Below are 24,499 nucleotides of genomic sequence, written 5' to 3'. Positions count from 1 at the left end.
GCCGCACCCGGCTGTCTCGCCCCCTGATCGGCACCGGCCCCCACCGGTGCTGTTCATCAGGGTACGGCCGGGGGGCGGGAGCGGAAGGTTATTTGCAGAACTGGCCGTCCGGCACGTTTATGGTGTGCCGCATGTTTCGTCTCGAGACAGAAGTCGACAAGGCCCGACGTGATCTGCTCCGCGCCCGGCTGCGGGACACGAACACGGCCGCCTCCCCCGTGCTGCGCGCCCTGCGCGGAACGCCGGCCGAACGGCAGGACCCGGTGCACGTGTGGGCCCTCGACGCGTCCGGCGACCTCGCCGGCGGCCTGGTCGGCCACACCTGGGCGGCCTGGCTGCACGTGACGTACCTGTGGGTGGACGGACGCCACCGGGGCGCCGGGCTGGGCGCCCGGCTCCTCGCACGGGCCGAGCGCATCGCCTCGGGCGAACGGGGCTGCCGCGCGGCACGCGTGGAGACGTGGGACTTCCAGGCCCCGGGGTTCTACACCAAGCAGGGCTACGAGGTGGTGGGCGTGGTCCCCGACTATCCGCCGGGGATCACGGAGTTCACGTTGGTGAAGCGGCTCAGCTGATCCGCCGCGCCCCCGCCGAGGGCACCGCCTCGAACACGCGCGGGGCCGTGAAGCCCGCGGCGGCGAAGGCCTCCTCCACCGCCTTGGTGATCGCCGGGACGTCGGACTCCTCCGCGAGCACGATCGCCGAGCCGCCGAAGCCGCCGCCGGTCATGCGGGCGCCCAGGGCACCGGCGGACAGGGCCGTGTCGACGACCAGGTCGAGCTCGGGGCAGGAGATGCGGAAGTCGTCGCGCAGGGAGACGTGACCCTCGACCAGGACCGGGCCGATCGCGCGGGTGTCGCCCGACTCCAGGAGGGAGACCACCCGCTCCACGCGCTCGTCCTCCGTGACGACGTGGCGGACCAGGCGGCGGACCTCCTCGTCCTCGCCCAGGCGCTCCAGTGCCGCGTCCAGGCCGGCGTACGGCACGTCCCGCAGCGCGTCGACGCCCAGCAGGGCCGCGCCCTTCTCGCAGCCGGCGCGGCGCTTGCCGTACTCGCCCTCGCTGTGGGAGTGCTTGACCCGGGTGTCGACGACGAGCAGGCGCATGCCCTCGGCGGCCAGGTCGAAGGGGATCTGCCGCTGGGACAGGTCGCGGGTGTCGAGGAAGAGGGCGTGCCCGGCCTCGCAGCACGCCGACGCCGTCTGGTCCATGATGCCGACCGGGGCGCCGACGTAGACGTTCTCCGCGCGCTGGCACAGGCGCGCCAGCTGCCAGCCGCGCAGGCCCAGGGAGTAAAGCTCGTTGAGCGCGAGGGCGATCACCACCTCCAGCGCGGCCGACGAGGACAGGCCCGCGCCCGCCGGGACCGTCGAGGCCAGGTGGACGTCCGCGCCGGTCACCGGGTGGCCGGCCTCGCGCAGCGCCCACACCACGCCCGCCGGGTACGCCGTCCAGCTCCGGTCCGAGCCGGGGGCCAGGTCGTCCAGGCGGAGCTCGACCACACCGCCGGCGCCGTCTTCGACGTCCGCCGAGTGCAGGCGCAGGACGCCGTCCTCGCGCCGCGACACCGCCGCCACCGCGGTGTGCGGCAGGGCGAACGGCATGACGAAGCCGTCGTTGTAGTCGGTGTGCTCACCGATGAGGTTGACCCGGCCCGGCGCCGCCCACACACCGTCCGGCCCGGCCCCGTACAGTTCCTCGAACCGCTCGGCGACCGTCTCGGCAACAGCCTCGCTCATGCCCTGACCCCTGACCCTTCCGTACGTCCTAGATGCCGTGCTTCTGCGCGAAGTCCCACGCGTCCGCGACGATGTCCGCGAGGTCCGTGCGGGACGGGTGCCAGCCCAGCTTCTCGCGGGCCGTGGCGGCCGACGCCACCAGCACCGCCGGATCGCCGCCCCGGCGGGGGGCCACCACCTCGGGGATCGGGTGGCCGGTGACCCGGCGGGCCGTCTCGACGACCTCGCGGACCGAGAAGCCGTTGCCGTTGCCGAGGTTGCAGATCAGGTGCTCGCCGGGCGCGGCGGCCCCCAGTGCCAGCAGGTGCGCCTGCGCCAGGTCCGCGACGTGGATGTAGTCGCGGACGCAGGTGCCGTCCGGGGTCGGGTAGTCGTCGCCGTACACCGAGATCGCCTCGCGCCTGCCCTGGGCGACCTGGAGGACCAGCGGGATGAGGTGCGATTCGGGGTCGTGGCGCTCGCCGTACGCGCCGTAGGCACCGGCCACGTTGAAGTAGCGCAGGGAGACCGCGCCGAGGCCGTGGGCCGCCGCCTCGCCCGTGATCATGTGGTCGACGGCGAGCTTGGAGGCGCCGTAGGGGTTGGTCGGGGAGGTCGGTGCCGACTCGACGATCGGGACCTGCTCCGGCTCGCCGTACGTGGCCGCGGTGGAGGAGAAGACGAGCTTGCGCACGCCCGCCGCGCGCATCGCCTCCAGCAGGGCCATCGTGCCGCCGACGTTGTTGTCCCAGTACTTCTCCGGCCTCACGACCGACTCACCGACCTGCGAGAACGCGGCGAAGTGCAGGACGCCGTCGTACGAGGCGTCCAGCCAGCGGGCGGCGTCGCGGATGTCGCCCTCGACGAAGGCGGCGCCGGCCGGGACGCCCTCGCGGAAGCCCGTGGAGAGGTTGTCGAGGACGACGACCTCGTGCCCCGCCTCCAGCAGGTGCTGGGCGACCACGCTGCCGACGTAACCCGCGCCGCCCGTCACCAGGTACTTGCCGCTCATGAACTCGCTACCTCTCGCAGTCGCTCGGCCGCACGTTCCGGCGGCACGTCGTTGATGAACACGTTCATGCCGGACTCGGAACCCGCGAGGAACTTCAGCTTGCCGGAAGTACGGCGGATGGTGAAAAGCTCGAGGTGGAGCGCGAAGTCCTCGCGCACGACCCCGCCGAACTCCTCCAGCGCGCCGAACGGGGCCTGGTGCCAGGCCGCGATGTACGGCGTCGGAGGCTCGCCCGCGGCACCCTCCCCGCCGTCCCGCTCGCCGAAGATCCGGTCGAAGCGCTTCAGGAGTTCCAGGTAGACCCGGGGGAACTCCGCGCGGGCCGCCTCGTCGAGGGCGAGCAGGTCGGGGACGCGGCGCCGGGGGTACAGGTGCACCTCGTAGGGCCAGTGCGCGGCGTACGGCACGAAGGCCACCCAGTGCTCACCCGCCAGGACGACCCGCTCGTCGGCGAGCTCACGCTCCAGGACGGCGTCGAAGAGGTTCCCGCCGCCGGTCGCCTCCTTGTGGGCGGCCAGCCGGCGCAGCATCAGGGCGGTGCGCGGGGTGGTGAAGGGGTAGGCGTAGATCTGCCCGTGCGGGTGCTGGAGGGTCACGCCGATCTCCGCACCGCGGTTCTCGAAACAGAACACCTGCTTCACGGAGGGCAGATGCGACAGTTCCGCCGTCCGGTCGGTCCACGCCTCCAGCACCAGGCGCGCCTGCTCCTCGGTCAGGTCGGCGAAGGACGCCTCGTGGTCGGAGGTGAAGCAGACGACCTCGCAGCGTCCGGAGTCGCCGGCCAGCGAGGGGAAACGATTCTCGAAGACGACCACGTCGTACGACGAGTCCGGGATCTCGCTCAGCCGGTCGCCCCGGGAGGGGCACAGGGGGCACTCGTCGGCCGGCGGGTGGTAGGTGCGGCCCTGGCGGTGCGAGGCGATGGCGACGCCGTCGCCGAGCAGGGGGTCGCGGCGGATCTCGGACGTGGTGACGGTGCGGTCCAGCGGGCGGCGGTCGGCCGCGTCCCGCACGGTGTCGTCACGCAGGTCGTAGTAGATGAGCTCACGACCGTCGGCCAGTCGGGTCGAGGTCTTCTTCACGCCGGACTCCCTGTTCGAGCCGCTCACTGTCTGGGCACTCAGCCTTCAAACAAAACCAAACATACCAAAACACAACTCACCTCAATCGTCAACATCACAATCCAACAAAGAGCATCAACAAAAGTGTTCAATTACTGAACGCGGAGGCGTAAGTTCCGCTACGGATCAGTTCACGCAACGAAGCGAGGGCTTATGCAGACCCCCACACACCGGGTCCCCCTTCAGCTGGCCGCAGAGCTACGGCTCCCCACCAACTGGCTCGACTACACGATCCTCGGCATCTACTTCGTCGTCGTCCTGGGCATCGGCTTCGCCGCCCGCCGCTCGGTCAAGACCAGCCTCGACTTCTTCCTCTCGGGCCGCTCGCTGCCGGCCTGGGTCACCGGCCTGGCGTTCATCGCGGCCAACCTGGGCGCCACCGAGATCCTCGGCATGGCCGCCAACAGCGCCCAGTACGGCGTCTACACCACGCACTGGTACTGGATCGGCGCCATCCCGGCCATGGTCTTCCTCGGCCTGGTGATGATGCCCTTCTACTACGGCTCCAAGGTCCGCTCGGTCCCCGAGTTCCTGCTGCTGCGCTTCGACAGGGCGGCACACCTGCTCAGCTCGATCCTGTTCGCCTTCGCCGCGATCCTCATCGCCGGCGTGAACCTGTACGCCCTCGCGATCGTCGTCGAGGCGCTGCTCGGCTGGCCGCAGTGGGTGGCGATCGTCGTCGCCGGCTTCTTCGTCCTGGCCTACATCACCCTCGGCGGCCTGTCCTCGGCGATCTACAACGAGGTCCTGCAGTTCTTCGTGATCCTCGCCGCGCTCATCCCCATCACGGTGCTCGGCCTGAGGAGCGTCGGCGGCTGGGACGGCCTGTCGGACTCCCTGACCCAGAGCCGCGGAGCCGACTTCATGACCTCCTGGGGCGGCACCGGCATCGGCAGCCCCAACCCGCTGGGCGCCAACTGGCTGACGATCGTCCTCGGCCTCGGCTTCGTCCTCTCCTTCGGCTACTGGACGACCAACTTCGCCGAGGTCCAGCGCGCCCTGTCCGCGAAGAACCTCTCGGCGGCCCAGCGCACCCCGCTCATCGCCGCGTTCCCGAAGATCTTCATCGTCTTCCTGGTGATGATCCCGGGCCTGGTCGCCGCCGTCCTGGTCCCGCAGATCGGCACCGCCGACTCGGACCTGCAGTACAACGACGCCATCCCGTACCTCATGGAGCAGCTGCTGCCCAACGGCGTCCTCGGCATCGCGGTGACGGGCCTGCTGGCCGCCTTCATGGCGGGCATGGCGGCCAACGTCTCCTCCTTCAACACGGTCTTCACCACCGACATCTGGGCGAGGTACGTGGTGAAGCACCGCGAGGACGCGTACTACGTGCGCTTCGGCCGCCTCATCACCGCGATCGGTGTGCTCGTGTCGATCGGCACGGCGTTCCTGGCCTCGTCCTTCTCCAACATCATGAGCTACCTCCAGACGCTGTTCTCCTTCTTCAACGTGCCGATGTTCGTGGTCTTCATCATCGGCATGTTCTGGAAGCGGGCCTCGATGAAGTCGGGCTTCTGGGGCCTGATCGCCGGCACCACGGCCGCGATGGTCAACTACTTCGTCGTCTACAAGGAGGGCATGGTCGACATCCCCTCCGACCAGGGCGCCAACTTCGTCTCCGCGATCGCGGGCTTCGTCGCGGGCGCGGTGGTCATGGTGGCCGTCTCCCTGTTCACCAAGCCCAAGCCGGCCGAAGAGCTCCAGGGCCTGGTCTACGGCACCCGTTCCCCGGGCATGACCGAACCGCCCGCCGTCGGCGACGACGCGTGGTACCGCAAGCCGGCCCTGTTGGGCTGGGGCGCGATCGTCCTGGCCGCCGCCTGCTACATCCCGTTCTCGTTCTGACCGCGGGAGGATGGAGAGACCATGTCCGAGTTCTACTCCGAGAAGGACGTCCAGCGGGAAGTCACCGAGCTGGAGACCAAGTCGGCCACGGCGGCGCGGCTGTTCGACATCCGGCGCCTCATCGGCGGGCTGTTCGTGGTCTACGGCGTGATCGTCACGATCGCGGGGCTCACGGCGTCCGACGCGGACATCGACAAGGCCGAGGGCGTCAACATCAACCTCTGGACGGGGCTGGGGATGCTGGCCCTCGGCCTGTTCTTCCTGGTCTGGCTGAAGCTGAGGCCCGTGGCTCCGCCACCGGTGACCGCGGACGAGGCGCGGGACGAGTAGGCGACCACGGCTGACCGGTCCTCGGCTTCCCCGCCCCCGGCGGCAAAGCCGAGGACCGGTCAGCCGCGGGGTGCCGTCCACGGCCGCGCGGACCCGCACCCGCCCACGGCGGGAAGGGGACGTGCCGGGGGGCCCGCCCGCAGCGGCTGCCGGAAACGCCGGGCACCCCGCTCGGAACCGGTCCGGCAGACCGAGGACGGACACCCCCCGGCGCGGCCCCGGCCCACCACCCGGCGACAGGCGAGGCGCCCCGGCCCACCACCCGGGACAGACGAGGCGCCACAGCCGCCCCGGCACGACCCCGGCTCACCACCCGGCGCCACAGCCGCCCCGGCACAACTCCGGCACACCCCCGGGACAGGCGAGGCGCCACAGCCGTCCCGGCACGACCCCGACCCCGACCCACCACCCGGCGACAGGCGCCACAGCCGCCCCGACCCACCACCCGGGACGAGCAAGGCACCACAGCCGCCCCGCCGCCGCCGGCGGCTACCGCTCGCGCACGTCCCCGGCCCGGTCCAGCAGCCCCGTCCGGGCCGCCAGCGCCGCGGCCTCCAGCCGGGAGCCGACCCCCAGCTTCATCAGCACGCGCTGCACGTGCGTGCGAGCCGTGGACGGGGCGATGCCCATGCCCGCGGCGATCACCCGGGTGTCCTCCCCGTCCGCGACCCGCACCAGCACCTCGACCTCCCGGGGAGTGAGCATCTGCAGCAGCCGCTGCCCCTCGTCGTCGGGCTGCGCCGCCGGGTTCAGCAGCTCACCGAACGCGCCCTGCAGCAACTGCGGCGCCACCGCCGCCTCCCCCGCCCGCGCCTTCATGATCGCCCGCTCGACGCCCTCGATGCGCTCGTCGTGCCGCACGTACCCCGACGCCCCGGCGGCGAACGCCGCCGCGATCCCCCGCGGGCTCGGCACCGGCCCCAGCACCAGCACCGCCACCTGCGGCCGCTCCCGCTTGATCTTCACCACCGGGTCGAAGACCCCCGGCTCCGCCGGCGCCGCCGTCCCCAGCAGGCACACCTCCGGCGCCCGGCTGATCACCAGGTCCGCCGCCCCCGCGACCGGCGCCGCCGCGGCCAGCACGCGGTGCCCGCGCAGTTTCAACGCCGAGGCCAGCGCCTCGGCCAGCAGTCGGTGGTCGTCGACCACCATGAGCCGCACTCCCATCGAGCACCCCCCAGTCCCCCAACGGATCCTCCCCCGCGGGTGTCCACAGACCCCCGCGGGCGCGCAACCCTCCCCACCGGTCCACGCGGACGGGAACCCCCTCCCCGCCCCCGCCCTTCATGCCCGGGAAGCTACACGCTTGTTCGAGGTTGCGCTCCCCCTACCGGCGAGAATCGCCCAGGACCGCCGGCAGTCCTCGCATTCGAGAGCCACGGGAAGGTGATGAGCGGTACGTGCACGGCCCCGCCCCTGAACAGGGACGGGGCCGCAACCCTACAACGGCGGACCTCCTCGGCCGCCCGCCGTGATCACCTCGTATCAGCCCGTACCGAACGCGACCGCCAGGTACTCCTTCTCGTTCGCGGCGGACAGGCTGGAGGCGAACACCTTCGACATGTACAGGTGCCCCTGCGCGAAGAGGATCTCGGAGTACTCCGGCAGCATCCTGGTCTCCACGTCCCGCACCGACTTGGCGGCCGGGTTCTCCAGCAGCTTGGTGGCCTTGAAACTGCCGCCGTCGATGCTGACGACCTGGCCGCCCTTGTCGTACGGCGGGCGCTTGTACGCCAGCAGGTTCCCGCCGTCCATGCGCAGCGGCGTGATCATGTAGCCGTCGCCCGCGTCCGCCCGCTGGCCGGTCTGCTTGCCGGTGGCCAGGTCGAAGGCGACGATCGCGTTGCTCCTGCTGTACCGGCCGCTGCTCTCCTGCTGCTCGGTCGGCACGTACAGCCGGTCGTTGCCGACGGCCAGCTGGGTGCAGTGCTCGATCCGGGTGATGCCGTCGCAGCGGGCGGCGAACTGGTCGCCGGGCGCCGAGATGCGGGCGCGCAACTTGCCGGTCCTGTTGTCGACGGAGAAGAAGTCCGAGATGCCGCTGCCGTCACCCGCGCTGTCGCCGACGTCGGCGGCCACCACCAGCGGGTCGGTCGACACGACGCTGGCGTACTCGATGCCCTGCGCCATCTTGTACTCCGAGATCACCTTCCCGGACTTCGGGTCGATGGTCTGGATGTTCAGCTGCCGCTGGTCGTACGAGCCGCACTTGCGCACCGCCACCAGCTTCTCGCCGCCGCCGTAGCCGGCGTCGTAGCAGGAGTCGCTCGGCTTGGGGCTCCACAGCACCTTGGCCGACGTGATGTCGAAGGCGGCGCCACCGCCGGTGCCGCCTACGGCGACGGTGTTCCCGCTGACCGTGACGTTGTCGAAGTTGGCCGGCCGGTCACCGTCCTTGACCGTCTTCGTCCACAGCTTCCGGCCCGCGTCGAGGTCGATCGCCGCGACCTGGCTGCAGCCGTGCGAGGGCTTGAGCTTGGTCGGCATCGCGGGCTGGTAGACGACGGCCGTCCTGTGGTCGGCGGTGACGTGGCGGCTGGCCTGGCACACCGGGCCGGGCAGCTCGATCGTCCACAGCTTGGTGCCCTTGTCGAGGTCGTAGCCGACGATCTCGGCGATGCCGCTCTTGACGTACGCCTTGCCGGTGAGCCACGAGCCGGAGACGACGACCGAGCTGGTGTCCTTCTTCACCTCGGGCATCGGGACCTGGAAGAGGACCCTGGAGCCGGGGTCGGCGGGCGCCTTCTCCGCGCCGCCGGAGGCCGAGCCGCCGGTGCCGCCCTTGTCGTCGCCGCCGGTGCCGCCGCCGGAGCTCGCCGTGTCGTCCTTCCTGCCGTCGTCCTTGCCGGCGGCGTACCAGACGCCGCCGCCGACGATCAGCGCGATGGCCACGACCGCCGCGACGATGATGGCCAGCTGCGCGTTGACCCGCCGTCCGCCGCCCGGCTGTCCCGGCTGCGGCTGCAGCGGCGGGGCCGGCTGCGGGTAGCCGTAGCCGGGCGGGCCGTAGGGCTGCTGCGGCCCGCCGTACGGGCCGGGCTGCTGCGCGGGGTAGCCGTAACCGGGCGGGGTCTGCGGGTAGCCGTAGCCCGGCGGGGTCTGCGGGTAGCCGTAGCCGGGGGGCGGCGGGGGCGGGGTCTGGGGAGCGGCCGCGGGCGCCTGGGGTGCCGGAGGCGTCCCCGGCGCCTGCGGGTAGCCGTACCCCGGCTGCGGCGCCTTGCCGAGGTCCGGGCCGCCCGCGGGCGGGGGCCCCTGCGGAGGCTGCGGCGTGCCGGACCCGCCCTGCTGCGGCGGCTGGTCCTGCGGCGGGCCGAAGCCTTCGCCCTGCGGGGGCTGGTGGGGTGGCGGGGGCGGCTGGGTCATGACGTGAGTACCTCGGGGGCGGGGGTGGACGGCGGGAAGGGGAAGGTCACTTGCCGTAGGCGAGCATCAGCTTCTCCTTGGTGTCGTCGTTACCGGTCAGCCGGGTCGTCGACAGGTAGAAGCGTCCGTCCACCCAGTCGAGGTCCTTGGAGAAGAAGCTGCCCTCGATGTCCGCGGCGCCCTGCGGGTTCTGCAGCAGCCTGACCGGCTTGTGGCTGCCGCCGGCGGTCGCGATGGACACGATCTGGCCGCCCGCGTCGTACGACGGCTCCACGTAGGCGATGAGCTTGCCGCCCTCGGCCCTGACGGGCTGCATCGTCTCGGCCACCGGGGACTTCACGCGCCACTTCTCCTTGCCGTCGGCGAGGTTGACCGCGACGATCTCATTGGCCCCGGTGGTCGCCTCGGTCGGCAGGTAGAGGGTGTCCGCGTCGACGGCGACGCCCTGGCAGCCCTGCAGGTCGCGCTCCAGGATGGCCCAGCCGCACTCGGGGGCGAAGTCCTCGTCGAAGCCGACCTGGGAGCGGAACTTGCCGCCGGAGGTGAAGGTGGAGATGTTCCAGGCCTTCTTGTCCTGGTTGGTGCTGTAGACGACCAGCGGGTCGACGGAGTAGGTGCGCGCGACCCGCCAGCCCTTGTCGAACTTCTGCGTCCACCTGACCTTGCCGGTCCGCGGGTCGAGTTCCTGCACCTCGTCGTGCTCGTTGGTGCCGCCGGCGCCGCAGGAGGCGACCTGGATCAGCTTCTCGCCGCCCGCGAAGGCGGCCGGGAAGCAGGCGTCGCCGTACTTCTTCTTGTCGAACAGCTTCTTGCCGCTGGTGACGTCGTAGGCCGTGCCGGACTGCGAGCGGCCCACCATCAGCGTCTTGCCGGCTATGGACATCTCCACGGAGAGCGTGGAGTCGAACAGTTCGCCGTCCGCGACCTCGCCCTTCCAGCCCTTCTCGCCGGTGTCGAGGTCGATCTCCTGGAGCCGGTTGCACTCGGCGCGGTCGCTGCTGCCGCTCATGTACGCGACGACGATCTTGTCGTCGGCCGTCTTCTGCGGGGTGGTCGCGCAGATCTTCTGCGGGAAGGTGATCGGGTCCCAGGCGGGGTCGCCGTTGCCGACGTCGTAGGCGAAGAGCTGCTTGTACGCCGCCTTCACCGCCGTCCTGTCGGTGATCCACATGCCGGAGGCGTCGGCGCCGGAAGCGGGCGCGTCGGGCGCCGACTTGTACCAGAGCACCCTCGCCTCGCCGGGCCGGCGGCCCTCGTTGAGGTTCTCCGGGTCCTCGCCGCCGTCGCCGCTGCCGTCGCCGGGGTTGACCGGGGAGCCGGAGGAGCCGGGCTTGGCGTCGTCGCTCCGCTGGGCGGCGGGCTTCTTCCCGCCCTCGTCGTCACCGCCGCCGACCGCCCACACGGTGCCGCCGACGACGAGCAGCGCCGCGACCGCCGCGCCGATGACGACGGCCGGCCGGCCCTTGAAGGGGTTGCGGGAGCCGGGCGGGGTGCCGGGCGCGCCGGGGTACTGCGGCTGGGGCGGGTAGCCGTAGCCGGGCTGCTGACCGTAGGGGCCCGGCTGCTGCGGCTGGCCGTAGGGGCCGGGCTGCCCGTAGGGTCCCGGCTGCTGCGGGGGGCCGTAGGGGCCCGGCTGCCCGTAGGGGCCCGGCTGCTGGGGATAGCCGTACCCGGGCTGCGGGGGCCCGGCGGGCGGGGTCTGCGGGGGCGGCGGGGTCTGCGGGGGCTGGGCGGGCGGCTGGGGAGCGCCGAAACCGCCGCCGTGCGGCGGCTGGTCCTGCGGCGCGCCGAAGCCGCCCTGCGGCGGCTGGTTGGGCGGCTGGCTCATCGGTGGTTCCCCCTCGTGGCTGATGTGGCACCGCGCCCGACAGCGCTGCGTTTCCGCCACACCCCTGCTTCTCGGACCGTTCTCGGACGGCTCTTTCTATCACCCGGCGCCGACAGCGCACCGGGCCGTGTCCTCCCCTGTTCCCAAGGGAGAACCGGCCCGTGATGCCGTCGTTACGGTCCTTCACGCCCCGTTCACGGGGCTCACGCGTCCTCGGCGAGTTCCAGCCAGCGCAGCTCCAGCTCCTCGCGCTGACTCGCCAACTCCCGCAGCTCGGCGTCGAGTTCGGCCACCTTCGCGAAGTCGGTGGCGTTCTCGGCGATGGCGGCGTGCAGCCTGGCCTCCTTCTCGGAGACCTTGTCCAGCTGCCGCTCGATCCTCTGGAGCTCCTTCTTGGCGGCGCGCTGGTCGGCGGCGCTCCGCTCCGCAGCGGGCTTCGGGGCCGCCGCGGCCGGTGCCGTGGCCGCCGCGGCCTCCTCCATGCGCCGGCGCCGTTCCAGGTACTCGTCGATGCCGCGCGGCAGCATCCGCAGCGTGCCGTCGCCGAGCAGGGCGAAGACCCGGTCGGTGGTGCGCTCGACGAAGAACCGGTCGTGGGAGATGACGATCATCGAGCCGGGCCAGCCGTCGAGCAGGTCCTCCAGCTGGGTGAGGGTCTCGATGTCGAGGTCGTTGGTGGGCTCGTCGAGGAAGAGGACGTTGGGCTCGTCCATCAGCAGCCGCAGCAGCTGGAGCCGGCGCCGCTCGCCGCCGGACAGGTCCCCGACCGGCGTCCACTGCTTCTCCTTGCCGAAGCCGAACGTCTCGCACAGCTGCCCGGCGGTCATCTCGCGCCCCTTGCCGAGGTCGACCCGCTCCCGCACCCGCTGCACGGCCTCCAGCACCCGCCAGGCGGGGTCGAGTTCGGCGACCTCCTGGGAGAGGTAGGCGAGCTTGACGGTCCTGCCGACCCGGATGTGCCCGCCCGCGGGCTGCCGCTCGCCGCCGCTGTACGCGGCGTCGGCGAGCGCCCGCAGCAGGGAGGTCTTCCCGGCGCCGTTGACGCCGACCAGGCCGATGCGGTCGCCGGGCCCGAGCTGCCAGGTGACGTGCTTGAGCAGCACCTTGGGGCCGGCCTGGATGCTGACGTCCTCCAGGTCGAAGACGGTCTTGCCCAGCCGGGAGGAGGCGAACTTCATCAGCTCGCTGCTGTCCCGGGGCGGCGGGACGTCGGCGATCAGCTCGTTGGCGGCCTCGACGCGGAAGCGCGGCTTGGAGGTGCGGGCGGGCGCGCCGCGCCGCAGCCAGGCCAGTTCCTTGCGGACCAGGTTCTGCCGCTTGGCCTCCTCGGTGGCGGCGATGCGCTCGCGTTCGGCGCGGGCGAAGACGTAGTCGGAGTAGCCGCCCTCGTACTCGTGGACCGTGCCGCGCTGGACGTCCCACATGCGGGTGCAGACCTGGTCGAGGAACCACCGGTCGTGGGTGACGCAGACCAGGGCGGAGCGGCGTTCCTGCAGGTGCCGGGCGAGCCAGGCGATGCCCTCGACGTCGAGGTGGTTGGTGGGCTCGTCCAGGACGATCAGGTCCTGCTCCTCGATGAGCAGCTTGGCCAGCGCAATGCGGCGCCGCTCGCCGCCGGAGAGCGGGCCGATGACGGTGTCGAGCCCCTTGGGGAACCCCGGCAGGTCGAGCCCGCCGAACAGTCCGGTCAGGACGTCCCTGATCTTGGCGTTGCCGGCCCACTCGTGGTCGGCCATGTCGCCGATGACCTCGTGCCGGACGGTCGCCCCGGGGTCGAGCGAGTCGTGCTGGGTGAGCACGCCCAGGCGCAGCCCGCCGGAGTGCGTGACGCGTCCGGTGTCGGCCTCCTCCAGCCTGGCCAGCATCCGGATCAGCGTGGTCTTGCCGTCGCCGTTGCGGCCGACCACTCCGATGCGGTCCCCTTCGGAGACGCCGAGGGAGACGCCGTCGAGGAGGGCACGGGTGCCGTACACCTTGCTGACGTTCTCGACATTGACCAGGTTGACGGCCATTTCTCTCCTGCCAAGGGGGATGGATCGACCCTCCAGGGTAGTCGGGCGCGGCGGCCCGTTCCGCGGGCCGGGTGCCGTCCCGTCCGCCCGGACCGCGCGGCCCTCCCGCCCCCGCCCGGCGCCGTGTGCGGCGCGACGACGGTGCGGGCCCGCGCGGGCGTGCGGGCCCCGCGCGGCCGTCAGCCGACGATCGTCGCGCCCGGCGCCGGACCCGGTGCCGTGCGCACCGTCCGGCAGGTGCCGGACGCCCGCAGTGCCTCGGCCACCCCGGCCGCCGCGTCCTCGTCCCGGGCGAGGAAGGCCGTGGTCGGGCCCGAGCCCGAGACCAGGGCGGCGAGGGCACCGGCGGCGCGGCCGGCGGCGAGGGTGCCGGCCAGTTCCGGGAAGAGGGAGAGGGCGGCGGGCTGGAGGTCGTTGGAGACGGCGGCGGCGAGTGCCTGGGGGTCGCCCTTGGCGAGGGCGTCGAGGAGTTCCCGGGAGGCGACGGGCTCGGGGATGTCCCGGCCCCGGCCGAGCCGGTCGAACTCGCGGAAGACGGCCGGGGTCGACAGCCCGCGCCCGGCCATCGCGAACACCCAGTGGAAGGTGCCGCCGACCTCCAGGGGCGTGAGCCTCTCACCGCGGCCGGTGCCCAGGGCCGCCCCGCCGACCAGGCTGAACGGCACGTCGCTGCCCAGTTCGGCGCAGATGTCGAGCAGTTCCTCGCGGGAGGCGCCCGTCCGCCACAGCGCGTCGCAGGCCAGCAGCGCGCCCGCGCCGTCCGCGCTGCCGCCCGCCATGCCGCCGGCGACGGGGATGTCCTTGGCGATGTGGATGTGCACGGCGGGGCTGCGGCCGTGGCGCTCGGCGAGTGCCACGGCCGCCCGGGCCGCCAGGTTCGTACGGTCCAGGGGGACCTGGCCGGCGTCCGGGCCCTGGCAGGTGACGCGGAGCTCGTCGGCCGGGGCCACGGTGACCTCGTCGTACAGGCCGACCGCCAGGAAGACGTTGGCCAGGTCGTGGAAGCCGTCGGGGCGGGCGGCGCCGACCGCGAGCTGGACGTTGACCTTGGCGGGGACGCGGACGGTGACGCTCGCGTTCACTTACTCGGACTCCTTGTGCTCGGCGATGCGGGCGAACTCCTCGACCGTGAGGGACTCGCCGCGTGCCTGCGGGGAGACACCGGCGGCCACCAGGGCCGCCTCGGCGGCGGCCGCGGACCCGGCCCACCCGGCGAGCGCGGCCCGCAGCGTCTTGCGGCGCTGGGCGAAGGCCGCGTCGACGACGGCGAAGACCTCCTTCTTGGAGGCGGTGGTCCGGATCGGCTCGGCGCGGCGGGTGAGGGACACCAGTCCGCTGTCGACGTTGGGCGCCGGCCAGAACACGTTGCGGCCGATGGCACCGGCCCGCTTGACCTCGGCGTACCAGTTGGCCTTGACCGAGGGCACGCCGTACACCTTGGAGCCGGGGGCCGCGGCGAGGCGGTCGGCGACCTCCGACTGGACCATGACGAGGGTGCGCTCGATGCTCGGGAAGGTGTCGAGCATGTGCAGCAGGACCGGTACGGCGACGTTGTAGGGGAGGTTGGCGACCAGCGCGGTCGGGGCGGGCCCCGGCAGCTCGGCGACGTGCAGCGCGTCGGAGTGGACCAGCGCGAAACGGCCGGCGCGCTCGGGCATGCGGGCCGCAATGGTGGCCGGGAGGGCGGCGGCGAGGGTGTCGTCGATCTCCACGGCGGTGACGCGGTCGGCGGCCTCCAGCAGCGCGAGGGTGAGCGAGCCGAGCCCCGGGCCGACCTCGACGACCACGTCGTCGGGGCGGACGTCCGCGGTGCGCACGATACGGCGGACCGTGTTGGCGTCGATGACGAAGTTCTGGCCGCGTTGCTTGGTGGGGCGGACGCCGAGGGCTGTCGCCAGTTCGCGGACGTCGGCGGGGCCCAGCAGGGCGTCGGAGGTGGGGCTGGTCACGGCCTCAAGGGTACGGGGCCGCCGGACGGCCCCGGTGCGGCCGGGTCGGCCGCGGCTCGTCCCCGCGGCCGACCCCCGCAGTGCGGCCAGGCACTCGCCCCCGGCGCGCGGGGGATCTCAGTAGTCGAAGGCGCGGGCCGTGTTCGCGGCGAGGGCCGTGGCCATCGCGTCCTCGTCGATGCCGCGCACGGCGGCCATCGCCCGCACCGTGACCGGGACGAGGTAGGGGGCGTTGGGCCGCCCGCGGTACGGCGCCGGGGTCAGGAACGGGGCGTCGGTCTCCACCAGGACCAGTTCCAGCGGGGCCACGGCGAGGGCGTCGCGCAGGTTCTGCGCGTTCTTGAAGGTGACGTTGCCGGCGAAGGACATGAAGTAGCCCGCGCTCGCGCAGATCCGCGCCATCTCGGCGTCCCCCGAGTAGCAGTGGAACACCGTCCGCTCGGGGGCGCCCTCCTCCTTGAGGACGCGCAGCACGTCCGCGTGGGCGTCGCGGTCGTGGATGACCAGGGTCTTGCCGTGCCGCTTGGCGATCTCGATGTGGGCGCGGAAGGAGCGCTCCTGCGCCGCCTTGCCCTCGGGGCCGGTGCGGAAGTAGTCCAGGCCCGTCTCGCCGACGCCCTTGACCTGCTCCAGTGCGGCCAGCCGGTCGATCTCGGCGAGCGCCTCGTCCAGCGCGGCGTCGCCGCCCGGTTCGCGGGCGCCCTGCCGGGACCAGCCGTCGGGGTCCCCGTGCACGATGCGCGGGGCCTCGTTCGGGTGCAGGGCCACCGTCGCGTGGACGCCGTCGTGCGCCGCCGCCGTCTCGGCCGCCCACCGGGAGCCGTTCAGGTCGCAACCGACCTGGACGACCGTCGTCACCCCCACCGACGCGGCCCGGGCGAGCCCTTCCTCGACCGTGCCGGACTGCATGTCGAGATGGGTGTGCGAGTCGGCGACCGGCACCCGCAGCGGCTCCGGCAGCGGCGGAGGGGTGTTCTTGTCGGGGGCGTTCGAAGGCATGTCCCCGATCCTACGAAAGGGGCACGCCCGTCCCGGTGGGCCGCTCGGCCCGCCCGGCGCGCCCTGCGCGAGAACCGGCGCGGCGGACCGGACGGGGGCCGGCGGCGGACCGGTCGAGCACCGAAGCCGCCCGGGCCTTCCCCCTCCCGGGGCCCCGGGGGCTGCGCCCGCGCACGGGCGCGCGCTCGTCCGGCGAACGGGCCGCGCGCAGGGGGCCCGCGTCCTCGTGACGCCTCACACCCCGGCGTTCTTCGCCGCCACGACCGCGTCGAACACCTCCCGCTTGGGAAGCCCCGCCTCCGCGGCGACCGCCGCGATCGCCTCCTTGCGCCGCTCCCCCGCCTCCTCGCGCACCCGCACCCGGCGCACCAGCTCCGCCGCGCCGACCTCCTCGGGGCCCCTGTCCGGCGCCCCCTCGACGACGACGGTGATCTCGCCGCGCACGCCCTCGGCCGCCCACGCGGCCAGCTCGCCCAGCGGACCGCGCCTGACCTCCTCGTAGGTCTTGGTCAGCTCCCGGCACACCGCGGCCCGCCGCTGTGCGCCGAACACCTCGGCCATCGCGGCGAGCGTGTCGTCGAGCCGGTGCGGGGCCTCGAAGTAGACCAGGGTGCGCCGCTCCCCGGCCACCTCCCGCAGCCGCCCCAGCCGCTCCCCCGCCTTGCGCGGCAGGAAGCCCTCGAAGCAGAACCGGTCCACGGGCAGCCCGGACAGGGCGAGCGCGGTGAGCACGGCGGACGGCCCGGGCACGGCGGTGACGCGCACCCCCCGCTCCACGGCCGCCGCGACCAGCCGGTACCCGGGGTCCGACACCGACGGCATCCCGGCGTCCGTGACGAGCAGCACCCGGGCCCCGCCCACGAGCTCCTCGACCAGCTCCGGCGTACGGGCGGACTCGTTGCCCTCGAAGTACGACACCACGCGCCCCTGGGGGGTGACGCCCAGCGCCTGCGTCAGCCGCCGCAGCCGCCGGGTGTCCTCGGCGGCGACGACGTCCGCGCCGGCCAGCTCCGCGGCGAGCCGGGGCGGGGCGTCCGCGACGTCGCCGATGGGAGTGCCTGCCAAAACAAGGGTTCCTGTCACGTTTCCATCCTCGCAGGGCGCATCCGCGGGACTCCCACAGGCGGGTTCCCTACGATGGCGCGGTGACCAGTACAGCGTCGTCCATGGACTCCACGGACACCCGGCAGGACCAGGCGCCGCACGACCGGCTGCCCACCTGGCAGCAGCGGCTGCGCCGTTTCGGCTACACGGCGGGCCCGACCAGCGACGTCCGGGACCGCCTGGTGCCGCCGTACACCGCGCCCGGCCCGCGCCTGTGGGCGGTGCTCGGCGTCCCGCACACGCTCGCGGACCGTCTCGCGCGCTGGTCGGCCTGGGGCGGTCCGCTGCTGGTCACGCTGCTGGCGGGCGTCCTGCGGTTCTGGCACCTGGGCAGCCCGAAGGCGGTGATATTCGACGAGACGTACTACGCCAAGGACGCCTGGGCGCTCGTGCACCGCGGCTTCGAGGTCAACTGGGACAAGAACGCCAACAAGCTGATCCTCTCGGCCAACGGCGACGTCCCCGTCCCGGTGGACGCGGCGTACGTCGTGCACCCGCCGGTCGGCAAGTACGTCATCGGGCTGGGCGAGCTGATGTTCGGGTTCACCCCGTTCGGCTGGCGCTTCATGACGGCGCTGCTCGGCACCCTCTCCGTCCTGCTGCTGTGCCGCATCGGCCGCCGCCTGTTCCGCTCCACGTTCCTCGGCTGCCTGGCGGGCGCGCTGATGGCGGTGGACGGACTGCACTTCGTGATGAGCCGCACCGCGCTGCTCGACGGCGTGCTGATGTTCTTCGTCCTCGCCGCCTTCGGCTGCCTGCTCGTCGACCGGGACAGGGCGCGCGCGAGACTCGCCGCCGCGCTCCCGGCCGACGCCGACGGCCGCGTCCGCCCCGACGCGCACGTCGCCGAGACGACCCGCCTGGGCCCGCGCCCGTGGCGCTGGGCGGCGGGCCTGATGCTGGGCCTGGCCATCGGCACCAAGTGGAACGGCCTGTACGTGCTGGCCGCCTTCGGCATCATGACCGTCCTGTGGGACGTCGCCTCCCGCCGGGTCGCCGGCGCCCGCCGCCCGTACCTGGCCGTCCTCAGGCACGACCTGGGCTGGGCGTTCCTGGCGACGGTGCCGGTGGCCGTCCTCACCTACGTCGCGTCCTGGATCGGCTGGATCCTCTCCCCGAGCGACGGCTCCGGCGGCTACTACCGCAACTGGGCCGCGACCGACGGCAGGAACAGCGACTGGTCCTGGCTCTTCCCGGACTGGTGGCGCAGCCTGTGGCACTACGAGGCGCAGGTGCTGGACTTCCACACCCACCTCACCTCGCCGCACACCTACCAGTCCAACCCGTGGAGCTGGATCGTCGCCGGCCGCCCGGTGTCGTACTTCTACGAGGACCCCGCCCCCGGCAGGGACGGCTGCCCCGTCGACGCGGGCGGCAAGTGCGCCCGCGAGGTGCTGGCGCTCGGCACGCCGCTGCTGTGGTGGGTGGCCTGCTTCGCGCTCCTGTACGTCCTGTGGCGCTGGTTCTTCCGCCGCGACTGGCGGGCGGGCGCCATCGCCTGCGGCGTCGTGGCCGGCTACCTGCCCTGGTTCTTCTTCCAGGAGCGCACGATCTTCTACTTCTACGCCGTCGTCTTCCTGCCGTTCCTGTGCCTGGCGGTGGCCATGCTCCTCGGCGCGGCCGTCGGCCCGCCCCGCTCCGGCGACACCCGCCGCGTGGCGGGCGCGACCGGCGCGGGCGTCCTGGTCCTGCTGATCGCCTGGAACTTCATCTACTTCTGGCCCCTCTACACCGGCCAGGCCGTCCCCATCGACGACTGGCGGACGCGAATGTGGCTGGACACCTGGGTCTAGCCGGGCAGACGCACCACGGCGGCCCAGCGGGCTGCCGCGCCGCCGTGGTCGTCATCGGTCGTCAGCGGCCGCTGCCGGCGGCCTGGGACGGTCCGGGAGCGGCCCGACCGAGCCGGGTGACCCGCTGAAACACCGTGCGGGGAAGCGCCTGCGCCGCCGCGTCCGGAGACGAGGGCACGGCCGCCGGTCCCGGCCGGTGAGGCGCTGGGCCCGTGGGGTGCGCACCTCGCCGGTTTCGGACACCAGGCGGAAACTCCTCTCACACATGTCCCTCACGCCCCTTACAGTGCGAGGACGGAAACGGTGAGGGGACTGCCTGATGGGCAAGGGGGTCAAGGCCGCCGTCATAGGCGGCGTGTTCGCGGTGATGGTCGGCGGCGCCGGGTACGGCGGCTACAACATCGTGAACGCGCTGAACGGCGCGGGCGGCAGCGGGCCGGGCTCGGAGCGGCAGTCCGGGCCGCCCAGCAGTGCCGAGGTGGAGGAGACGACCGGGAGGTTCTTCGCGGCCTGGGAGAAGGGGCAGGCGGCGACGGCGGCGTCGTACACGAACAACGCCGATGAGGCGGGCAGGCTGCTCGGCGGGTACGCCGAGGAGGCGCACATCACCGATGTGCGGATCACGCCCGGCGCGGCGAGCGGCACCACCGTGCCGTACACGGTGAAGGCGACGGTGGCCCACGACGGGAAGTCCAGGCCCCTGACCTACCGCAGCAAGCTGACCGTCGTGCGCGGGGTCACCACCGGGCGGGCGCTGGTGGACTGGCGGCCGTCCGTGGTCCATCCGCGGCTGCGGGACGGCGACACGCTCGTCACCGAGGGGTCGGCCAGCCCGCCGATCGAGGCGGTGGACCGCGACGGCACCGTCCTGACCAAGGAGAAGTACCCGTCCCTCGGGCCGATCCTGGACACCCTGCGCGCCAGGTACGGCGACCGGGCCGGCGGCACCCCCGGTGTCGAGCTGGTGGTCCGGCACGCCGACGAGGCCACCGCCGACACCCCGCTGCTGACCCTCGTCGAGGGCCGGCCCGGCAAGCTGCGCACCACGCTCGGCGCAAAGGTGCAGGCGGCGGCCGAGAAGGCGGTCGGGCGGTTCGCCGAGTCGTCGGTGGTCGCCGTCAAGCCCAGCACCGGTGAGGTGCTGGCGGTCGCCAACCAGCGCGCGGACGGTTTCAACGCGGCGTTCCTGGGGCGCGTCGCCCCCGGCTCCACCATGAAGATCATCACCGCGGCCATGCTCATCGACAACGGCGTGACCTCGATGAACGGCGCGGCGCCCTGCCCGGACACCGCGGTGTGGCAGGGACAGACCTTCAGGAACCTCACGGGCATGCGGCCCGACGAGGGAGCCACGCTCGCCGACAGCTTCCTGCGCTCGTGCAACACGGCCTTCGTCAAGCTGGTCGACGAGGAGCCGCTCACGGACGCCTCCCTGACGCGGGAGGCCCAGGAGCGGTTCGGGCTGGGCCGCGACGACTGGAGGACCGGCATCGACTCCTTCGACGGCAGCGTGCCCGCCGTCGGCGGACCGGACCGCGCGGCGGGCGCCATCGGCCAGGGCCAGGTCCAGATGAACCCGCTGACCATGGCCTCGGTGACGGCCACCGCGATCACCGGCGCCTTCCGCCAGCCCCACCTCGTGCCGCCGGGGCTCGACGGCCGTGAGCCGGCCACCGCCAAGGGCCTGCCCGCGGCCACCGCCGCCCAGCTGAAGCAGATGATGCGGCTGACCGCCACCCGGGGCACCGCCCAGGAGGCCATGGCCGGGCTCGACGGCGACATCGGCGCGAAGACCGGCTCCGCCGAGGTCGACGGGAAGGCCACTTCGGACAGCTGGTTCACCGGTTTCCGCGACGACGTCGCGGCCGCGGCCATGGCCGAGCAGGGCGGCCACGGCGGCGACGCGGCCGGTCCGATTGTCGCAGCAGTGCTACGAGCGGGTGGCTGAGCTCACCCGCGCGGGAGGGGACTCTAGGGTGGTGGCCGTCGTTGGGACAGCGGGGGCAACGGGGACCCTGGGGATTTCCGGAGGAACGAACAGCAGTGGGCAGCAGAGGGCGCGTCGCCGAGCGACGGAAGAAGAGACCCGCCGTGATCGGCGGGGTGATCGCCGCGGTCGTCGGCGGCGCGGGAGTCGCGGGGTACGCACTGCTCGCCGGCGGGGCCGCCGCCGAGGACGGGGCGCGGTCGGCGTCCGCGGCCGCCGAGCAGAAGCCGAGGGTCAAGACCGGTCCGCTGTCGGCGGCCGAGGTCACCGCCACCGCCGAGCGCTTCCTGACGGCGTGGCAGCGGGGCAGGGTGGCCGAGGCCGCGGCCGCCACCGACGACCCGTCGGCCGCCGCCGCCCTGCTCACCGGCTACGCCAAGGACGCCCGCGTCAGGGACGTCACCCTCGCCCCGGGCGCCCGCACCGGCGACAAGGTCCCGTTCACGGTGAAGGGCACGGTGGTCCACCGGGGCACCGGCAAGCCGCTCGCGTACGGCAGCGCGCTGACCGTCGTGCGCCGGGCCGGCGACGGCGAGCCGCGGGTCGACTGGCACGCCTCCGTCGTCCACCCCGCGCTGAAGGACGGCGACCGGCTGGTCACCGGCGAGGCGGGCACGCCCCCGGTCAAGGCGCTCGACCGGGACGGCGGCGAGCTGACCACCGCCGCGTACCCGTCGCTGGGCTCGGTGCTGGACGGGCTGCGCGAGAGGTACGGCAAGAAGGCCGGCGGCCGGGCCGGGATCGAGCTGCGGGTGGTGCGCGGCAAGGCCGCCAGGGCCGCCAAGCTCTCCGACAAGACCCTGCTGGAGCTGAGCGACGGCACGCCCGGCACCGTGAAGACCACGCTGGACCCGGCCCTGCAGGCCGCCGCCGAGCGGCAGGTGGCCAGGAAGGCCCGGGCGTCGGTGGTGGTGCTGCGCCCGTCGACCGGCGAGATCCTGGCGGTGGCGAACTCCTCGCGCGGCTTCGACACCGCCCTCCAGGGCTCGCTCGCGCCCGGCTCGACGATGAAGGTCATCACGTCGTCGCTGCTCATCGAGAAGGGCCTGGCGTCGGCGGACAAGAAGCACCCGTGCCCGAAGTACTTCTCCTACGGCGGCTGGAAGTTCCAGAACGACGACAAGTTCGAGATAAGGAACGGCACGTTCAAGGCGAGTTTCGCCCGCTCCTGCAACACGGCCTTCATCAGCCGGGCCCCGAAGCTGAGGAACGACGACCTGACCAAGCAGGCCCAGCAGGTCTTCGGGCTGTCGATGAACAACTGGTCCGTCGGCGTCCCGACCTTCGACGGCTCGGTGCCGGTGCAGTCGGCGGCGCCGATGGCGGCCTCGCTGATCGGCCAGGGCGGGGTCCGGATGAGCCCGCTGAACATGGCCTCGGTGGCGGCGACGGTCAAGTCCGGCGTCTTCCGCCAGCCGTACCTGGTGTCCCCGCGGGTGGACGGGCGGCGGCTGGCGAAGGCCTCGCGCACCCTGTCCGCGGGCACGCTGGCGCAGCTGCGGGAGCTGATGGCGTACACGGCGGCGTACGGCACGGCGGCGGAGGCGATGGCCGGGGTCTCCGGTGACGTCGGCGCGAAGACCGGGTCCGCCGAGGTCGACGGCCAGAAGAAGCCCAACGGCTGGTTCACCGCCTACCGGGGCGACCTGGCGGCCGCGGGCGTGGTCCAGGCGGGCGGGCACGGCGGCGAGACGGCCGGGCCGATCGTGGCGGCGCTGCTGAAGGCGGGCGGCTGAGACGGGCGGCCGAGACGGGCGGCCGAGACGGGCGGCCGAGACGGGCGGCCGGGCCGGGCGGCCGAGACGGGCGGCCGGGCCGGGGCTCAGTGGGCCACTGGCTCCGCCATGTAGGTGCGCCGCAGGAACCTGAGCAGCGTCTTCGTCTCGAACTCCACCACCGACACCCCCTGCGCGGAGTGCAACTCCACCACGGCCTGCACCCGGCCGCACGGCCACACCCGCACCGCGCCGCTCCCCGCGGGGGCGCGCAGGCCCTCCTCCAGCAGGGCCCGCGCGAAGGTCCACTCCCGGGCGCCGGCGCCCGGCAGCCTCACGCGCACCGAGCCGGGGTCGTCCCCGGGGTCGTACCTGAGCAGCACGGGTACGGCCCCGCGCTCCCCTAGCAGGGGGACGTCCGCGTCCGTGACGATGTGGGCTCGCGTGTACTGCTCGACTACGGACATCGGTGGTCCCTCACGATGCGCTGCCTCTGTGGAAGCCGTCCGTCCACCTCTCCCCTATGTCCCATATTTTCCGATTCATGCGCATCGAGCGGGGATATATCACCAGTGAGATAACGAGGCCCTCGCTCTTGCAAACCGTTCGCATCAAGCCACTATCATCGAACGGTGCACGTACCTGACGGATTCATCGACGTCCCCACCTCCGCCGCCGCCGGCGTGATCGCCGCGGGCGCCGTCGCCGTGAGCCTGCGCGGCGCACGCCGTGAGCAGGGGGGCGACTCCCGCCCGGGCGCGGCCGAGAGCGGGGGAGAGCGCACGGCACCGCTGGCGGGGCTCGTGGCGGCGTTCATCTTCGCGGCGCAGATGCTGAACTTCCCCGTCGCGGCGGGGACCAGCGGCCATCTGCTCGGCGGCGCGCTGGCCGCGATACTCGTCGGTCCCTTCACCGGGGTCCTGTGCGTCAGCGTCGTCCTGCTGATGCAGGGCATCCTCTTCGCGGACGGCGGTCTGACCGCGCTCGGCGTGAACATCACCTGCATGGCGATCGTGACGGTGGCCGTCGCCTACGCCCTCTTCCGCGGCCTGGTGAAGGTGCTGCCGCGCGGCCGTCACGCCGTGACCGCCGCCTCCTTCGTCGCCGCGCTCGTCTCCGTCCCGGCCTCCGCCCTGACCTTCACGCTGATCTACGCGATCGGCGGCACCACCGACGTCCCGATCGGCAAGGTCGCCACCGCCATGGTCGGCGTGCACGTCCTCATCGGCGTCGGCGAGGCGGTGATCACCGCGCTGACCGTCGGCGCCGTCATCGGCGTACGCCCCGACCTGGTGTACGGGGCGCGCGGGCTGCACCAGCCCCTCAAGCTCCGGGTGAACGGCGAACTCGTGGACGCGCCCGCCGCCGGGCCCGCCCCGGCCGCCGCCCGGGTCTCCCGCCGCGCGGTGTGGGCCGGGGGCCTGGTCACCTCGCTCGTGCTCGCCGGGGTCGTCAGCTTCTACGCCTCGGCCAGCCCCGACGGCCTGGAGAAGGTCGCCGCCGACCAGGGGATGGACCGGAAGGCCGAGGAGCACGCGGCCGCCGGCTCGCCGCTCGCCGACTACGGCGTCAAGGAGGTCGATGACGCCCGCCTGTCCGGGGGGCTGGCGGGCGTCATCGGCGTCGGCGTCACGGTCGTGGCGGGCAGCGCGGTGTTCTGGGCGGTGCGCCGCCGCCGCTCGGACGACACCTCCCCCGCCGCCGTCGAGAACGTCTGAC

19 protein-coding genes are annotated in these 24,499 nt (G+C 73.1%); 7 read left to right on the top strand and 12 right to left on the bottom strand.

The features are described 5' to 3' along the window. Nucleotides 1-119: 119 nt before the first annotated feature. Nucleotides 120-575, top strand: coding sequence for a GNAT family N-acetyltransferase (locus AB0L29_RS04775; RefSeq protein WP_365823443.1), 456 nt, complete (start codon nt 120-122; stop codon nt 573-575). On the opposite strand, the gene galK is transcribed toward AB0L29_RS04775, so the two are convergent. Genes galK through galT form a run of 3 tightly spaced genes read right to left on the bottom strand, consistent with a single transcriptional unit; the run spans nt 568 to nt 3,813 of the window. Further along, complete coding sequence (gene galK, locus AB0L29_RS04770) at nt 568-1,740, bottom strand: galactokinase (protein WP_365823311.1); 1,173 nt, start codon at nt 1,738-1,740, stop codon at nt 568-570. The two genes, AB0L29_RS04775 and galK, sit on opposite strands and share 8 nt — an antisense overlap. Nucleotides 1,741-1,768: 28 nt before the next feature. Then, nucleotides 1,769-2,731: a UDP-glucose 4-epimerase GalE gene (galE, locus tag AB0L29_RS04765; RefSeq protein WP_365823309.1), complete on the bottom strand. Its 963-nt coding sequence runs from the start codon at nt 2,729-2,731 to the stop codon at nt 1,769-1,771. Beyond that, nucleotides 2,728-3,813, bottom strand: coding sequence for a galactose-1-phosphate uridylyltransferase (gene galT / locus AB0L29_RS04760; protein ID WP_365823308.1), 1,086 nt, complete (start codon nt 3,811-3,813; stop codon nt 2,728-2,730). Before galT ends, galE begins: the two co-directional genes overlap by 4 nt. A 192-nt stretch (nt 3,814-4,005) precedes the next feature. Here galT and AB0L29_RS04755 point away from each other — a divergent pair, with 192 nt between their 5' ends. Both AB0L29_RS04755 and AB0L29_RS04750 read left to right on the top strand, forming a co-directional pair. Next, entirely contained in the window at nt 4,006-5,700 is a 1,695-nt protein-coding gene (locus AB0L29_RS04755) for a sodium:solute symporter family protein (protein ID WP_365823306.1), read from the top strand. Between the two features lie 21 nt (nt 5,701-5,721). Next, a complete protein-coding gene (locus AB0L29_RS04750) occupies nt 5,722-6,030 on the top strand; it encodes a hypothetical protein (protein WP_365823304.1) in 309 nt (102 codons plus the stop codon). 489 nt (nt 6,031-6,519) lie between these two features. On the opposite strand, the gene AB0L29_RS04745 is transcribed toward AB0L29_RS04750, so the two are convergent. From AB0L29_RS04745 to rsmI, 8 genes are all read right to left on the bottom strand, one after another. After that, nucleotides 6,520-7,197 (bottom strand): response regulator transcription factor, encoded by a 678-nt coding sequence (locus AB0L29_RS04745; RefSeq protein WP_365823302.1) that lies wholly within the window; start codon nt 7,195-7,197, stop codon nt 6,520-6,522. Nucleotides 7,198-7,515: 318 nt separating this feature from the next. Continuing rightward, on the bottom strand, nt 7,516-9,393 hold the full coding sequence (locus tag AB0L29_RS04740; RefSeq protein ID WP_365823300.1) for a PQQ-binding-like beta-propeller repeat protein: 1,878 nt from the start codon (nt 9,391-9,393) through the stop codon (nt 7,516-7,518). 46 nt (nt 9,394-9,439) lie between these two features. Next, a complete protein-coding gene (locus AB0L29_RS04735; RefSeq protein ID WP_365823298.1) occupies nt 9,440-11,221 on the bottom strand; it encodes a PQQ-binding-like beta-propeller repeat protein in 1,782 nt (593 codons plus the stop codon). A gap of 203 nt (nt 11,222-11,424) precedes the next feature. Beyond that, the gene (locus AB0L29_RS04730) at nt 11,425-13,233 is read right to left on the bottom strand and encodes an ABC-F family ATP-binding cassette domain-containing protein (RefSeq protein WP_365823296.1); all 1,809 of its coding nucleotides are present in this window, start codon (nt 13,231-13,233) and stop codon (nt 11,425-11,427) included. A 179-nt stretch (nt 13,234-13,412) separates the two neighbouring features. Further along, on the bottom strand, nt 13,413-14,315 hold the full coding sequence (locus AB0L29_RS04725; RefSeq protein ID WP_365823294.1) for a 4-(cytidine 5'-diphospho)-2-C-methyl-D-erythritol kinase: 903 nt from the start codon (nt 14,313-14,315) through the stop codon (nt 13,413-13,415). Then, nucleotides 14,316-15,182, bottom strand: coding sequence for a 16S rRNA (adenine(1518)-N(6)/adenine(1519)-N(6))-dimethyltransferase RsmA (gene rsmA / locus AB0L29_RS04720; protein ID WP_365823292.1), 867 nt, complete (start codon nt 15,180-15,182; stop codon nt 14,316-14,318). 117 nt (nt 15,183-15,299) lie between these two features. Beyond that, entirely contained in the window at nt 15,300-16,181 is an 882-nt protein-coding gene (locus tag AB0L29_RS04715; RefSeq protein WP_365823290.1) for a TatD family hydrolase, read from the bottom strand. A gap of 234 nt (nt 16,182-16,415) precedes the next feature. Next, on the bottom strand, nt 16,416-17,264 hold the full coding sequence (gene rsmI, locus AB0L29_RS04710; protein WP_365823288.1) for a 16S rRNA (cytidine(1402)-2'-O)-methyltransferase: 849 nt from the start codon (nt 17,262-17,264) through the stop codon (nt 16,416-16,418). 62 nt (nt 17,265-17,326) lie between these two features. Between rsmI and AB0L29_RS04705 the strand changes: the two genes are divergently transcribed. The 3 genes from AB0L29_RS04705 (at nt 17,327) to AB0L29_RS04695 (ending at nt 22,801) form a co-directional block, all read left to right on the top strand. After that, nucleotides 17,327-19,078, top strand: coding sequence for a phospholipid carrier-dependent glycosyltransferase (locus AB0L29_RS04705; protein WP_365823286.1), 1,752 nt, complete (start codon nt 17,327-17,329; stop codon nt 19,076-19,078). Between the two features lie 319 nt (nt 19,079-19,397). Beyond that, complete coding sequence (locus AB0L29_RS04700; protein WP_365823284.1) at nt 19,398-21,026, top strand: penicillin-binding transpeptidase domain-containing protein; 1,629 nt, start codon at nt 19,398-19,400, stop codon at nt 21,024-21,026. A 95-nt stretch (nt 21,027-21,121) separates the two neighbouring features. Next, the gene (locus AB0L29_RS04695) at nt 21,122-22,801 is read left to right on the top strand and encodes a penicillin-binding transpeptidase domain-containing protein (protein ID WP_365823282.1); all 1,680 of its coding nucleotides are present in this window, start codon (nt 21,122-21,124) and stop codon (nt 22,799-22,801) included. A gap of 86 nt (nt 22,802-22,887) precedes the next feature. On the opposite strand, the gene AB0L29_RS04690 is transcribed toward AB0L29_RS04695, so the two are convergent. After that, a complete protein-coding gene (locus tag AB0L29_RS04690; protein WP_365823280.1) occupies nt 22,888-23,247 on the bottom strand; it encodes an SsgA family sporulation/cell division regulator in 360 nt (119 codons plus the stop codon). A 165-nt stretch (nt 23,248-23,412) separates the two neighbouring features. Here AB0L29_RS04690 and AB0L29_RS04685 point away from each other — a divergent pair, with 165 nt between their 5' ends. After that, nucleotides 23,413-24,498 (top strand): energy-coupling factor ABC transporter permease, encoded by a 1,086-nt coding sequence (locus AB0L29_RS04685; protein WP_365823278.1) that lies wholly within the window; start codon nt 23,413-23,415, stop codon nt 24,496-24,498. Nucleotide 24,499: the final 1 nt, after the last annotated feature.

This window comes from Streptomyces sp. NPDC052701 (assembly GCF_040678355.1).
GTDB lineage: Bacteria > Actinomycetota > Actinomycetes > Streptomycetales > Streptomycetaceae > Streptomyces.
This window is presented reverse-complemented; position numbering and strand designations above follow the sequence as displayed.

Coding starts and splice junctions, on each gene's coding strand:
- AB0L29_RS04775 (WP_365823443.1), top strand. CDS start 120: ATGGTGTGCCGCATGTTTCGTCTCGAGACAGAAGTCGACAAGGCCCGA.
- galK (WP_365823311.1), bottom strand. CDS start 1,740: ATGAGCGAGGCTGTTGCCGAGACGGTCGCCGAGCGGTTCGAGGAACTG.
- galE (WP_365823309.1), bottom strand. CDS start 2,731: ATGAGCGGCAAGTACCTGGTGACGGGCGGCGCGGGTTACGTCGGCAGC.
- AB0L29_RS04755 (WP_365823306.1), top strand. CDS start 4,006: ATGCAGACCCCCACACACCGGGTCCCCCTTCAGCTGGCCGCAGAGCTA.
- AB0L29_RS04750 (WP_365823304.1), top strand. CDS start 5,722: ATGTCCGAGTTCTACTCCGAGAAGGACGTCCAGCGGGAAGTCACCGAG.
- AB0L29_RS04745 (WP_365823302.1), bottom strand. CDS start 7,197: ATGGGAGTGCGGCTCATGGTGGTCGACGACCACCGACTGCTGGCCGAG.
- AB0L29_RS04740 (WP_365823300.1), bottom strand. CDS start 9,393: ATGACCCAGCCGCCCCCGCCACCCCACCAGCCCCCGCAGGGCGAAGGC.
- AB0L29_RS04735 (WP_365823298.1), bottom strand. CDS start 11,221: ATGAGCCAGCCGCCCAACCAGCCGCCGCAGGGCGGCTTCGGCGCGCCG.
- AB0L29_RS04730 (WP_365823296.1), bottom strand. CDS start 13,233: ATGGCCGTCAACCTGGTCAATGTCGAGAACGTCAGCAAGGTGTACGGC.
- AB0L29_RS04715 (WP_365823290.1), bottom strand. CDS start 16,181: ATGCCTTCGAACGCCCCCGACAAGAACACCCCTCCGCCGCTGCCGGAG.
- AB0L29_RS04700 (WP_365823284.1), top strand. CDS start 19,398: ATGGGCAAGGGGGTCAAGGCCGCCGTCATAGGCGGCGTGTTCGCGGTG.
- AB0L29_RS04690 (WP_365823280.1), bottom strand. CDS start 23,247: ATGTCCGTAGTCGAGCAGTACACGCGAGCCCACATCGTCACGGACGCG.